At 44.2% G+C, this 13,571-nt stretch carries 12 protein-coding genes; 7 read left to right on the forward strand and 5 right to left on the reverse strand.

The annotated features are described in order from the left end of the window. Window positions 1-76 precede the first annotated feature (76 nt). The gene (locus tag L8S15_RS18920; protein ID WP_010434852.1) at window positions 77-445 is read left to right on the forward strand and encodes a PilZ domain-containing protein; all 369 of its coding nucleotides are present in this window, start codon (window positions 77-79) and stop codon (window positions 443-445) included. A 49-nt stretch (window positions 446-494) separates the two neighbouring features. Next, complete coding sequence (locus L8S15_RS18925) at window positions 495-1,505, forward strand: M23 family metallopeptidase (protein ID WP_010434851.1); 1,011 nt, start codon at window positions 495-497, stop codon at window positions 1,503-1,505. 160 nt (window positions 1,506-1,665) lie between these two features. On the opposite strand, the gene tyrA is transcribed toward L8S15_RS18925, so the two are convergent. The 3 genes from tyrA to nagZ all read right to left on the reverse strand — a co-directional run bounded on the left by tyrA (window position 1,666) and on the right by nagZ (window position 5,221). Further along, window positions 1,666-2,793, reverse strand: a complete 1,128-nt coding sequence (tyrA, locus tag L8S15_RS18930) for a bifunctional chorismate mutase/prephenate dehydrogenase (RefSeq protein ID WP_046209296.1) — start codon at window positions 2,791-2,793, stop codon at window positions 1,666-1,668. 118 nt (window positions 2,794-2,911) lie between these two features. Continuing rightward, complete coding sequence (locus tag L8S15_RS18935) at window positions 2,912-3,985, reverse strand: 3-deoxy-7-phosphoheptulonate synthase (RefSeq protein WP_016767721.1); 1,074 nt, start codon at window positions 3,983-3,985, stop codon at window positions 2,912-2,914. A gap of 246 nt (window positions 3,986-4,231) precedes the next feature. Then, window positions 4,232-5,221: a beta-N-acetylhexosaminidase gene (gene nagZ, locus L8S15_RS18940; protein WP_280574675.1), complete on the reverse strand. Its 990-nt coding sequence runs from the start codon at window positions 5,219-5,221 to the stop codon at window positions 4,232-4,234. A gap of 121 nt (window positions 5,222-5,342) precedes the next feature. Here nagZ and L8S15_RS18945 point away from each other — a divergent pair, with 121 nt between their 5' ends. Further along, complete coding sequence (locus tag L8S15_RS18945) at window positions 5,343-6,458, forward strand: anhydro-N-acetylmuramic acid kinase (RefSeq protein ID WP_280574677.1); 1,116 nt, start codon at window positions 5,343-5,345, stop codon at window positions 6,456-6,458. A 45-nt stretch (window positions 6,459-6,503) separates the two neighbouring features. Beyond that, on the forward strand, window positions 6,504-7,424 hold the full coding sequence (gene murQ / locus L8S15_RS18950) for an N-acetylmuramic acid 6-phosphate etherase (protein ID WP_010434846.1): 921 nt from the start codon (window positions 6,504-6,506) through the stop codon (window positions 7,422-7,424). Window positions 7,425-7,532: 108 nt separating this feature from the next. Here murQ and L8S15_RS18955 read toward each other — a convergent pair whose 3' ends face one another. Further along, window positions 7,533-7,883, reverse strand: coding sequence for a DUF2799 domain-containing protein (locus tag L8S15_RS18955; protein ID WP_010434845.1), 351 nt, complete (start codon window positions 7,881-7,883; stop codon window positions 7,533-7,535). Window positions 7,884-8,133: 250 nt separating this feature from the next. Between L8S15_RS18955 and L8S15_RS18960 the strand changes: the two genes are divergently transcribed. The 3 genes from L8S15_RS18960 (at window position 8,134) to btsR (ending at window position 12,432) form a co-directional block, all read left to right on the forward strand. Continuing rightward, window positions 8,134-9,627, forward strand: coding sequence for a carbon starvation protein A (locus tag L8S15_RS18960; RefSeq protein WP_016783944.1), 1,494 nt, complete (start codon window positions 8,134-8,136; stop codon window positions 9,625-9,627). Between the two features lie 298 nt (window positions 9,628-9,925). Further along, a complete protein-coding gene (locus L8S15_RS18965; RefSeq protein WP_102363629.1) occupies window positions 9,926-11,596 on the forward strand; it encodes a sensor histidine kinase in 1,671 nt (556 codons plus the stop codon). 104 nt (window positions 11,597-11,700) lie between these two features. Beyond that, a complete protein-coding gene (gene btsR, locus L8S15_RS18970; protein ID WP_010434840.1) occupies window positions 11,701-12,432 on the forward strand; it encodes a two-component system response regulator BtsR in 732 nt (243 codons plus the stop codon). Between the two features lie 139 nt (window positions 12,433-12,571). On the opposite strand, the gene ispH is transcribed toward btsR, so the two are convergent. Next, window positions 12,572-13,528, reverse strand: a complete 957-nt coding sequence (ispH, locus tag L8S15_RS18975) for a 4-hydroxy-3-methylbut-2-enyl diphosphate reductase (protein WP_029189243.1) — start codon at window positions 13,526-13,528, stop codon at window positions 12,572-12,574. Window positions 13,529-13,571 lie beyond the last annotated feature (43 nt).

The following is a 13,571-nucleotide window of genomic DNA, read 5'->3' on the forward strand; positions in this document are numbered from 1 at the left end:
TGAACAAAGGCCGCAATAATAGCGGCCTTTGATATATCTAGCTTACACGTTACGCATCGATATAGAGAGATGAATTATGATTGAAAGACGTCAGTTTTCACGAGTTGTTTATCAAGTGCCAACTGAATTATCACAAGGACCAGTAAATGTGTCCGGTTCGGTACAAGACTTATCTCTTCATGGTTTACTCATTCAGTGCGATGACTTTCAGCAACTCAGCCATGATATTCCTGTTCAAGTCAGCTTTACGCTCGCAAACAGTGATATCAATATTCAGTTAGAAGCAACGATAGTCTCTACCATCAATACCTCAATGCGTTTACGCATAGAGCATTTAGATATTGATAGTATCAGCCACCTTAAGCGTCTTATAGAACTTAACGTTGGTGACGATGAACTGCTTTATAGAGAGATTGAGCACCTTACCGATTTGGGTAAAGAATAATATCTCCATAATCCTTTTTCTATTAGAAGCATTTAGTTAATACAGAACCATGTCTAAAAAAATTGCTATTACGATCCCCTCAAGCCAAGGGGAACAAACGTTTTACTTCGGCCGAAAAGCCGTGCTCTTATGCACCACTGCTCTTTTCTCTGTTCCAGCCTTGATCGGCGGAGCAACCTACATGCACTTTGAAAGTCAGCAAGAGCTGGCATCACAAGCTGGTGATGCACAGCAGTTGATCGAAACGCTGATTGTTGAAAAAGAGCAAACTGAGTTTCTTTACGCTGAACAGGTAGAAACAAACCACTCGCTGTCACAAACATTGACTGAGAAAGAAGGTGCGATTCAATTACTTGGTAAGCGTGTTTTCGATGTTGAATCCGTGCTTGGCCTTGCCGATGAAGAACTGCTTACAGACGATGTCTCTTTAGAAGATCGCATTGATGCTGCTGCGATAGATTCAGCAGTAAGAGCGACAATGTTCCGTTTGATTCCAAACGACAGTCCAATGACTTATCAACGAATCTCTTCGTCTTATGGTCGTCGCACAAACCCTATTTCAGGTAAGCGCCATAACCATACCGGTATCGATTTAACGTGTAAGCGAGGTGAAGAGATCCTAGCACCTGCTGATGGTGTCATTGAAACCGTTCGTCCAAGTAACAAAGGGTTTGGTAACTTCCTAACCATGCGTCACTCATTTGGCTTCATGAGCTCTTACGCACACCTTCAGAAATTCAAAGTACGCAGCGGTCAATTCGTCAGTAAAGGCGACGTAATTGCAAATTGTGGTAACTCAGGTAACTCTACCGGACCACACTTGCATTATGAGGTACGTTTCCTTGGCCGTTCATTGAACCCTCAATACTTGATGGATTGGACACCAGAGAACTTCAACTACGTGTTTGAAAAAGAAAAGAAAGTTAAGTGGGGCCCACTGGTTCAGTTGATTGATAATGTGGTTCGCTTGCAGATCAACCTAACGAACGTGCCTTACATTAGCTCGACCATAGACACTGTATCGAGTGAAGATAACAAAAAACCAATCACGACTAATTAGTTGTTAGTGGCTAACTATTTGTTAATGACTAAGACCTGTTGGTTTGGCCTATGATGATCTAATTGCTTTTAGCCTACAGTAGGCCAACTACTTTTAGTTCTGAATTAGATAAAAAAAGAGCGACCATCAGGTCGCTCTTTTTTATGATTTCAAATCAGTATTAGCCACGATGAATCGAGTCATGTGCTTGTTTTAACAGACTTTGGCTCTCTTGTAAGAATTGTTGTGAGTAATCACCAAACCAATCGCTCACTTGGTTAAAGCTATCAACAAATTTAGCTTTATCTTTGCCATCTAAGATTTCTAATGCTTCGCCGAAACAGCTATGGAAACGTCGAATCATCTCAATATTCTCATCCGAAGAAAGAATAATATCACCATACAAGTTCGGGTCTTGAGCAAACAGACGGCCAACCATCGCAATCTCAAGTCGGTAGATTGGCGAGCTTAGCTTCAGAAGCTGATCAATATTCGGGTTCTCTTTACTTAGGTGCAAGCCGTAAGCAAAAGAGGTGAAATGGCGTAGTGCTTGAATCAGAGTCATACCGTGATCGTGTTCAGCTGCATCCATCTGGCAAAGGCTCGCACCCCAAATACCAAATTGATTCAATAGCCATTGGTAGCTTTCAGAGCCACGCCCATCGCTGTAAACAATCACTTGTTTCGCAAGGCTTGGAACATCAGGACCAAACATTGGGTGCAACCCAACCACTGGGCCTTGGTGCATGTTCATCATTGCTTGCAGAGGCTTTGATTTAATCGACGTCAAATCACAAAGAATACAATCGCTTGGTAGGTTACCCAGCTTCGCAATCACACCTTCTGTCAGGTGAATTGGAACCGTAACAACCACAAGTCCGGCATTATCTAAAATCTCATCGGCTCTATCCCAATCTTGGCTGCCAAGGATTTTCACTTCGTAACCAGAAAGCTTGAACATACGGCCAAACAGACCACCAAGTTGACCATTACCACCAACGATAACCACTGAACGTAACTCTGGGTTAAGACACTTAAAACCAGAATCCTTTTCACTAGCGTAAGACTCACGCATCGTACGACGCAAAATATCTTCGATTAACTGCGGTGGAACCCCTATTTTCTCGGCTTCTTGACGACGAGACGCCAGCATCGCAGCTTCGCGCTCTGGTACATAAATAGGTAAACCATGTTCACTTTTTACTTCGCCCACTTTCTCTACTAGAGCGAGACGTTGAGCCAGTAAATCCAACATTTGTTTATCGACAACATCGATTTGGTCGCGTAATTCGTTCAGTTCAACGGCCATTTTATTCCTTACTAAATCTATAAACCCGTACTAATCTATAAGCCCACCTGGCGCAGGTTTGTTAGCAACAGATCTTAAAATGCCCCATTAGATGAGGCACTTAAATTTTAAACTCTGACTAACCTTTCAAGCGGTTCTCTAAGAACGGGACTAATTCCGTATGTGCACGCTTCAATAGTGCCTCAGTTGAATCCCAATTGATACACGCGTCGGTAATAGAAACACCGTATTTCATCTCATTGAGAGGTATATCCGAGGATTGATTTCCTTCGTTAATATGGCTCTCAATCATCAAGCCGATAATCGACTTGTTGCCTTCGCGAATTTGATGAATCACATCTTCAGCCACCAGTGGTTGACGACGGAAGTCTTTACGAGAGTTTGCATGGCTACAATCAACCATCAATGCCGCCTCTAATCCAGACTTACCAAGCTCTTGCTCACATTCATGTACTGACACTGAATCGTAGTTAGTCTGCTTGCCGCCACGTAAAATTACGTGACCATTTGGATTACCTTGCGTTGTTAATAACGCAACTTGACCTTCGCGGCTGATACCCATGAAACGGTGGCTCGAAGAAGCCGCCTGCATTGCATTGATTGCAGTGCCTAAATTACCGTCAGTGCCATTCTTAAAACCGATTGGCATTGAAAGGCCACTTGCCATTTCACGGTGAGTTTGAGATTCAGTAGTTCGTGCGCCAATCGCAGCCCAGCTGAAGGTATCTGCTAGGTATTGTGGACTAATTGGGTCTAGTGCTTCTGTCGCTAGTGGAATTTCCATCTCAGCTAGCTCAACTAAAAGCTCACGACCAACATGCAGACCATGCTCAATATCGAACGTACCATCTAGATGTGGGTCATTGATCAAGCCTTTCCAACCCACAGTAGTACGAGGCTTTTCAAAGTAAACACGCATAACAATATACAGTTGATCGCTAAGTTGCTCAGATAAGGCTTTTAGACGTTTCGCGTACTCTTTCGCCGCCTCAATATCATGGATAGAGCATGGGCCACATACTACAAGCATGCGATGATCTTTCTTGTGAATGATGTTTGCGATAGTTTGACGAGACTCTTGAATGAAACGACGAGCATTATCACTCAAAGGCAGTTTTGCTTTTAACTCTTCAGGAGTAATCAGTACCTGTTCGTCGATGATATTGACATTGCTTAATTCACTTTTCTGCATAACTCAACCTGTATATTTATTTTTACACCCAACATTTCCATTTGGGCTAACAATCTTTAAAAACACAATAACAGCTACAAAAACGATTGCAAGTGTAAACAATAAAAAACATTTGATGTAAATTATAATTTACACTTACTATTTGACTCGTTAGAAGATACATAGCGGCCAAAACCACACCCTATACATACAAAAAAGGCGATATTTCTCATATCGCCTTCTTCAAACTTATAGAGTGTTTATTTATCACCCAGCGTTTAAAATTCGCTTAATTTGCTCTGAGGCCTCTTTCCACCGACTATCCGAGTAAAGCGTCGATAAATCGAAGCTGTGTTTTTTAAGCAATGAGTTAGCTAAAGGCACCTCTTGAATCGTTAAGTTGTCCAGAGCCTCTATTTGTGCATCTCGTTTATTACACATCAGCACCATGTCACAACCCGCACTTAAGGCCGCTTTCGCTCTGTCTGCCGGCCCCCCCATAATGGCAGCTCCTTCCATTGTTAAGTCATCAGAGAATACCAAGCCTTTGAATCCAAGCTGCTGCTTCAATACTTTCTGCAACCAATACTCAGAGCCACTCGCTGGCTGATCATCATAGTGAGAAAAAACCACATGTGCAGGCATCATCGCATCTAATATTCCAGCTTCAATTTGAGCCTTGAAAATGGCCATATCAGTTTCAAAGATGTCGTTTCTAGGATCATAAGGCGTTTCAAGGTGTGAGTCAGCAATCACGCCGCCGTGTCCTGGAAAGTGCTTCCCTGTCGTCGCCATGCCAACCGATTTCATGCCATTAATAAAAGCACTACTGTGGCGAACGATGGTATCAATATCTTCACCAAACGCTCGGCTACCAATCGCTTTACACTCGTGACCTTTATCTAATACAGGCGCAAAGCTCAGATCGATATCATGGGCAATCAATTCCGCAGCCATCAACCAACCAGCTTGTTCTGCTAACTGCTCACCATTATTCTTAGTCGCGAATTCTTGAGCGGCAGGGATAATTGAAAAGCCGTCGCGAAAGCGTTGAACTCGACCACCTTCTTGGTCAACACCAATCAAAATAGGACGTTTCGCTACCTTGCGGATCTCTTTAGTTAACGCCGATAACTGTTTGCTATCGTGGTAGTTTCGAGCAAACAAGATTAGACCACCAACGGTTGGGTGCTCTAAAATTTCTCTGTCTTCAGCTGTCAGCTCGTAGCCTGCAACATCAACCCACAACGGTCCCATATTTATCCCTTATTAAACCTAATTTCATAAACTTCCCGAGATTATTCTCTTTAAATTTGCTTTACAATGTTTTTAAACCAATCTGTGGAAGACTTTAAGAATGCAGTGCAAGAGCTTAGAAATGGATCATAAAGAACTGTATATCGGTGTGATGTCAGGGACGAGCATGGACGGCGTTGATACGGCCTTAGTGTCGATTGAAGATACGCGCATCACATTGCTAGCTCATGATGAGTTCCCAATGCCTGACGACCTAAAAGCGCGTCTGCTTGAAGTTTGTATTGGTCAGAAAACCGATTTGATTTCCATTGGCGAACTCGACCACCAGCTTGGCCACCTGTTTGCTGATGCGGTTCTGCAACTTCTCGACAAGTCAGGTACGCCTGCATCTTCTGTGAGTGCGATTGGTAACCATGGCCAAACAGTATTCCATCAGCCAACCGGTGATTCGCCATTTACCATGCAGCTGGGTGATGCCAATATCATTGCCGCTAAAACACAGATTCAAACAGTCGCAGATTTCCGACGCAAAGACATGGCGCTTGGCGGACAAGGGGCGCCGTTAGTACCAGCGTTTCACCATACGATTTTTCACCCAAAAGACAGCTCGGTTGTGGTGTTGAACATTGGTGGTATCTCGAATATTTCAGTGCTGCGCCCGAATCAGCCAACTTTTGGTTATGATACAGGCCCGGGCAATATGTTAATGGACGCTTGGGTAGATAAACACATCGGTGATAAGTTTGACCGTGATGCGCAGTTCGCACTAAAAGGCCAACTGAATCAAGCCTTGCTCGAACAGCTTCTAAGTGAATCTTATCTATCTCAAATGCCACCGAAAAGCACTGGTAGAGAGCTGTTTAATCTACCGTGGCTAGAACAACAACTTACAGAATTTAAATACCTTGCAGCAGAAGATGTTCAGCGCACACTTTGTGAATACACCGCATTGACGATAGCCAATGAAGTAGAGGCTTATCGCTTGGGTAACCAACCTGCGCTGTACGTATGTGGTGGCGGGACGAGAAACCCATTGTTGATGAAAAGGTTGGCAGAACTGCTTCCGAGTTGGGAAGTTGAGTCGACAACCAGTAAAGGTGTTGATGCTGATTACATGGAAGCGATGGCCTTTGCGTGGCTTGCTCAACGTCATGTTCATCAACTGCCAAGCAATTTACCAGAAGTGACTGGCGCAAGCAGAGCTGCCTCTCTAGGCGTTCTATATCGTGCTGACTAAACAAATCTAGAACCATCATTTTAGAATCACCATTTAAGGATCATTATGAGTAACGACGCTCTCATATCAGCGCTCTCGCACCTCGTTTCGGAGGGGAGAAACCCTGACACTATGGATATTGATCTGCTCACCTCTCTCGAAGTGGTTGAAAAGATTAACCAACAAGACAAACAGGTACCACTGGCGATCGAGGCGGAACTGCCACAGATCGCGAAAGCGGTTGATAAGATCGCTTACGCCTTTCAAAATGGTGGCCGACTGATTTATATGGGCGCAGGCACCAGTGGTCGATTAGGTGTGTTAGACGCATCAGAATGCCCACCGACTTTCGGCGTTTCAGACAAAATGGTTATCGGCCTAATTGCAGGCGGACCAGAAGCAATTTTGAAAGCCAAAGAGGGAGCAGAAGATTCACTGACTCTCGGAATTGAAGATCTCAAAGCGATTCAGTTTTCAGAAAATGATGTTGTGGTTGGCATAGCAGCCAGTGGTCGCACTCCTTACGTAATAGGTGCACTCAACTATGCCAATCAGCTTGGCGCGGTTACAGTTGCGCTGTCTTGTAACCCAGGATCTCCAATTGCTGAGATTGCTCAAATCGCAATTAGCCCAGTGGTTGGCCCAGAAGCCTTAACGGGATCAACACGACTGAAGTCAGGTACGGCACAAAAGCTAGTACTTAATATGCTAACGACTGCCAGCATGATTCGTATCGGTAAAAGCTACCAAAATCTGATGGTCGACGTAAAAGCGACCAATGAAAAGTTGGTTGCCCGCGCTGCTCGTATCGTTATCCAAGCAACGGAGTGTGATAAAGCACTGGCAGTATCGACACTTAAAACGACTGATTACGATGTGAAGTTATCTATTTTGATAATTCTAACAGGGCTAGATTTAGAGTTAGCCAAGGCTCAACTTGATAAGCAAAATGGCTTCTTGAGAAAAGCCGTCGAGAATAATCAATAATCGGCTTATGCTTATGCTGTTGAGAGTTACTCTCGCTACATATAAAAAGACCAGCACACATAAAGTACTGGTCTTTTTATATCTAATTTTCTTATTGCTAGCTTGAGCTTAATAGTCGTTTGAGAACTCATCCCAGCCGCGTTGCCATTCCATACGGAAACGTTGAGCGTCTTCCGTACCAGAACACACACCTTCATATACCTGACCAGATAAACCAATCTGATAAGCATGGTTCGGATTGCAGTATTCAGTAACGCCTAGGTGGTAACCTTCTGTGTAACTGGCTTGATCAACAGCACCAAGCGCGGTCATATCTGAATACGAACGCTGAGTGTGGCCTTTGATGCCATCACGGTAGCCGATCTCTTGCCAATTGCCTTCAGCGGCTAAATCTTGAACATTAGCGCTGCATCCTGCAAGGCTAAATGCCACAGTGAATAGTGCGATTATTTTTTTCATTTCAATCCTTTATTTTTACAGAGCCACTTCCTGACGAAGCATTGCTTTGTTTGTGATTCTCCGCTGAACACCAGTCGATGTCCACTCATTGTCTAATCTTCGCCACTTCCGTCCAATAACAAACCATTCAATCAGTCATAGCACCACTAAATTTGCTATTCGACCACTCACTCAAGAAGCGGAAGTTTATTCTCTTCGACTTCTTTAATATACACCCTGACTTAATTAATACATTCAGGGATAACAAATTATGATGTGGTTTCTTACCTGTGTTGCAGCACTCATTGGTGGCTACTTTATTTACGGTGCCTTTATCGAGAAAATTTTCGGTATCAATGAAAAGCGTCAAACACCAGCTCATACTAAGCAAGATGGCGTGGACTACGTTCCAATGTCGACGCCAAAGGTTTACCTAGTTCAACTGCTTAACATCGCGGGTGTAGGTCCAATATTCGGCCCTATCATGGGTGCCCTTTACGGCCCAGCTGCAATGCTTTGGATCGTGCTAGGTTGTATCTTCGCAGGTGCAGTACACGACTACTTCTCAGGTATGTTATCTATCCGCAATGGTGGCGCTTCGGTTCCAACGATCACGGGACGTTACCTAGGCAATGGCGCAAAACACTTTATGAACATCTTTGCCATTGTTCTACTGCTTCTTGTTGGTGTGGTTTTCGTTTCTGCTCCTGCAGGCATGATCACTAACCTAGTGAACGACCAAACTGATTTCGTAATGTCTACAAGCACTATGGTTGTTATCATCTTTGCTTACTACATCATCGCAACGATTGTCCCTGTCGATAAAATCATTGGTCGCTTCTACCCACTGTTTGGTGCACTACTTATCTTTATGTCTGTTGGCCTAATCACTGCGATTGGTTTATCTGACGAGCACCAAATCATGGGTGGCTTCGAGATGAAAGACATGTTCACCAACATGAACCCGAATGACCTACCACTTTGGCCTGCTCTATTCATCACTATCGCTTGTGGTGCTATTTCTGGCTTCCACGCAACTCAGTCTCCTTTGATGGCGCGTTGTATGGAAAACGAGAAGAACGGTCGCTTCGTATTCTACGGTGCAATGATTGGTGAAGGCATCATCGCTCTAATTTGGTGTGCACTTGCTCTGTCATTCTTCGGTTCAGTTGAGTCTCTATCTGATGCAATTGCAAACGGCGGCCCAGGTAACGTGGTATACAGCGCTTCATTTGGTCTATTGGGTGTGTTCGGCGGTATCCTTGCTTTCCTTGGCGTGGTTATCCTACCTATCACTTCGGGTGACACTGCATTCCGTTCAAGCCGTCTTATCCTTGCTGAATACTTCAACATGGAACAGAAAACTCTGCGTAACCGCCTACTAATGGCTCTACCATTGTTCGTTCTTGGTGGCATCCTGACTCAAGTAGATTTCGGCATCATCTGGCGCTACTTCGGTTTTGCTAACCAATCAACGGCAGTAATGATGTTGTGGACAGCTTCAGCTTACCTACTTCGTCACAACAAACTGCACTGGGTAACAACGGTTCCAGCTATCTTCATGACGTCTGTATGTATCACATTCATCCTCAACAACAGCCAACTAGGCTTTGGTCTACCAATGCAGCTTTCAACCATCATCGGTGTGGTGAGTGCATTCGGTGTTGCGGCTTACGTTATCAAAATCTCGAAAGGCAAAGGCGATATCGATCTTGCTGATGAACAAGAAGAGAAAGAAGCAAAGGGCGTGACTAAAACCGCCTAGTTCTTGAAAGCTCTTTTAAGAAGAGACAAGTCTTCATAGAAAGACAAAAGAACAAGCCAAACACACTTCGCTTGCTCCCGCAATCACTCGCTGATTCGTGGAAAATAAGACTAAAGCCCATCCACCGTGATGGGCTTTACTGTATCTCAACTTAGTTCAATCAACATTAGTACATCAACTTGGATACTTCAGCTTTCTGAAGCAATAACCAAGCAATATAACCAACGAAAACACAAGCAAAGCTACCGTTACTACGCAATGAGCTTTACACTTAACACGCGTCTCAATAGGTGAAAATATGGAACTCATTCTCTCTCTGCTGCAACAAACCTGTGTCTACTTAGTGATTGCTTACATGCTAAGTAAAACTCCACTGATTCTGCCTTTGTTGAGCATATCTTCACGCTTAAGCCATAAAGTCAGCTGTTATGTTCTGTTTTCTCTGTTCTGTATTATGGGCACCTATTTTGGATTGCAGATCAATGATGCCATTGCCAACACACGTGCGATGGGAGCGGTCATGGGTGGCTTGTTTGGTGGTCCGGTTGTCGGCTTTGCGGTCGGTTTTACTGGCGGTATCCATCGTTACTCTTTGGGTGGATTCACCGATCTAGCTTGTGCTATCTCCACTACGGCAGAAGGCTTAATTGGTGGCCTATTACACGTTTACTTAGTCAGAAAAAACAAAGCCAGCCAGTTGTTTAATCCGATGGTGGTTTTCTCGATAACCCTGTTTGCAGAGATTATTCAGATGCTGATTCTGCTTGCTGTCGCGAAACCGTTTGAGCAATCCTATGCTCTGGTTTCCGATATTGCGGCGCCAATGATCATTGCTAACTCAGTCGGTGCTGCGCTGTTTATGAGTATCATCCAAGACCGTAAAACCATCTTCGAAAAATACTCAGCGACCTTCTCACGTCGCGCATTAACCATCGCCGAACGTTCGGTAGGTATTCTGCATGGTGGGTTTAATTCCGATAACGCACAAAAAATCGTACGTATCGTTTATGAAGAGACCAATGTTGGGGCGGTCGCGATTACCGACCGAGAAAAAATTCTCGCGTTCGTCGGCATTGGTGATGAACACCATATTCCCAATACGCCGATTTCATCACAAAGCACACTCACTTCGATGGAACAGAACGACATTATCTACCTTGATGGCAAAGAGAATCCATACCAATGCTCACTGTCGCAGGATTGTAAATTAGGCTCTGCTCTAATTATCCCACTGCGCGCGGGTAACGAGGTCGTCGGCACCATCAAACTGTATGAGCCAAAACTAAAACTATTCTCGACTATCAACATGTCGATGGGTGAAGGTATCGCTCAACTCTTATCGAGCCAAATCCTGTTTAGTAACTATCAGCAACAGCAAACGCTACTTACCCAAGCAGAAATAAAACTGCTGCACGCTCAAGTGAATCCACACTTCTTGTTCAATGCGCTTAACACCATCAGCGCAGTGACACGTCGCGACCCAGATAAAGCTCGGGAGTTGATTCAGCATCTGTCCCACTTCTTTAGAAGTAACCTAAAGCAGAACATCAACACCGTAAAGCTCAAAGATGAACTTGCACACGTCAACGCTTACCTGACCATAGAAAAAGCACGCTTTACCGACCGACTGGAAGTGGAATGGGATATCGATCCGCAACTGTATGAGTCACAGCTACCAAGCTTTACCTTGCAGCCATTAGTTGAAAACGCGATAAAACATGGGATTTCCAATATGCTCGAAGGTGGTCAAGTTAAGATTTACAGCGAGGCTTTCAAAGGTGGCTTCAAGTTGGTTGTTGAGGATAATGCCGGGACTTATCAAAAGCCGTCACCAAACCATGTCGGTTTAGGAATGGAAATTGTTGATAAACGACTCACTAATTTCTTTGGACAAGATTCAGCGCTAAAAATAGAATCTCAACCACAGCAATTTACTCGAATGAGCTTTATCATACCTAAATTAAAATAATGATATTTGCGAAGACGAATAGCTCCGAGTAGACATATTTAAAGCTAACATTTAAAAGCATAACGTGAATCAAACAGGGATGAAATCAAGATGAAGATTGTAGGATGTTAAAGGCATTAGTTGTCGATGATGAGCTATTTGCTCGCGAAGAACTGATTGAACTACTAACCGAAACCGGAGAAGTGGAAGTCATCGGCCAAGCGAGCAACGCGATAGAAGGGCTTAAGCAGATTAACCTTCTCAAGCCAGATGTGGTGTACTTGGATATTCAAATGCCTCAGGTTACCGGGATCGAACTGCTGAGTATGCTTGACCCAGACACAATGCCTTACGTGGTATTCGTTACCGCCTACGACCAATATGCTATTCAAGCCTTTGAAGATAACGCTTTTGATTACCTACTTAAGCCAGTCGAGCCTTGTCGATTAAACAAGAGCGTTTGTCGCCTAAATAAGGTCATAAAACAAAATCAGAAAGCACCAGACCAGAACATCTCAGCGATTGCTCCCTGTCATTTAGAGCAGATTCCATGTATTGGACATAACCGTATTGTGATAATGGCAAGTCAAACGGTCGAGTGCGCGTATTCCGATATCAGCGGTGTCCACGTACGTAGCTCATCGCAAACCGCAACCTCACAGTTAACACTAAAAATCCTCGAAGAAAAAACCGACTTGATCCGCTGTCACCGACAGTATTTGATCAACATAAAATCGATCCAAGAAATCAAATTATTAGAAAATGGATTAGCAGAGATCATTACCCTGACCGGCTTTGAAGTACCTGTCAGTCGTCGTTATCTCAAGACGTTAAAAGAGCAACTCGGTCTCCAGTAACCCGTTAGAAGTTCGACGCCCTGTTCCAAAGCACGATCAAAAAAGCCAACGTATCACGTTGGCTTCCTGCTGTTTACAAATCAATAGTGTTTGCAAATCGCTAGTGTTTACGAATCGTCTTGTTACGAATCACTAGAGATCAGTCGACTTGCTTAATCTGTAGCTCTTTGGGTACTTCGAAGAACATGTTCTCTTCGCGACCTTGAATCTCTTCAACCTCGGTAGCACCCAACTCACGAATCCGATCTAAGATCTGGTTTACTAGCTCTTCAGGAGCAGAGGCTCCGGCTGTTACACCTATTTTCTTTTTCCCTTCAACCCATTCAGTTTGAATGTCTTCAGGGCAGTCTGTTAGATAACCTGGCGTGCCTAGCTTCTCAGCCAGCTCTTTTAAACGAGTTGAGTTCGATGAGTTCTTAGAACCAACGACAATTACAACGTCTACATCGTTTGCCATTTCACGAATTGCGTCTTGACGGTTTTGAGTCGCGTAGCAGATATCGTCCTTACGTGGACCTTGGATCTCAGGGAACACGCGACGTAGCTCTTCAATCACATCTGCTGTTTCATCAACTGATAGCGTTGTTTGGCTAACGTAGTGCAGGTTACTCGGGTCGTTCACTACTAGGTTCTGTACGTCTTCTGGCCTTTCAACCAAGTACATACCACCGGTTTGGCTAGCGTATTGACCCATGGTGCCTTCCACTTCAGGGTGGCCCGCGTGACCAATCAGTACCACTTCCATATGTTTGCGGCTCGCACGAGCAACCTCCATATGAACTTTAGTCACCAAAGGACACGTCGCATCAAATACCGTTAACTCACGCTCTTTCGCTTCTTTACGAACCGCTTGAGAAACACCGTGAGCCGAGAATATCACGATGTTGTCGTCTGGCACTTCACTCAGTTCTTCGACAAAAATAGCACCACGCTGCTTGAGCCCCTCAACAACAAAGCGGTTATGTACCACTTCATGGCGAACATAAATCGGTGGCTGATACATTTCAAGTGCACGCTCTACGATACTGATCGCACGATCGACACCGGCACAAAAGCCACGAGGGTTAGCTAACATTATTTTCATTTCATTGCTCATCATTTACCGCGGAACTAAGGTTGTTTCTATAGAGTTCGCCGTC

The organism is Vibrio sp. S/42/10, assembly GCF_029890535.1.
In the GTDB taxonomy this organism is placed as follows: domain Bacteria; phylum Pseudomonadota; class Gammaproteobacteria; order Enterobacterales; family Vibrionaceae; genus Vibrio; species Vibrio cyclitrophicus.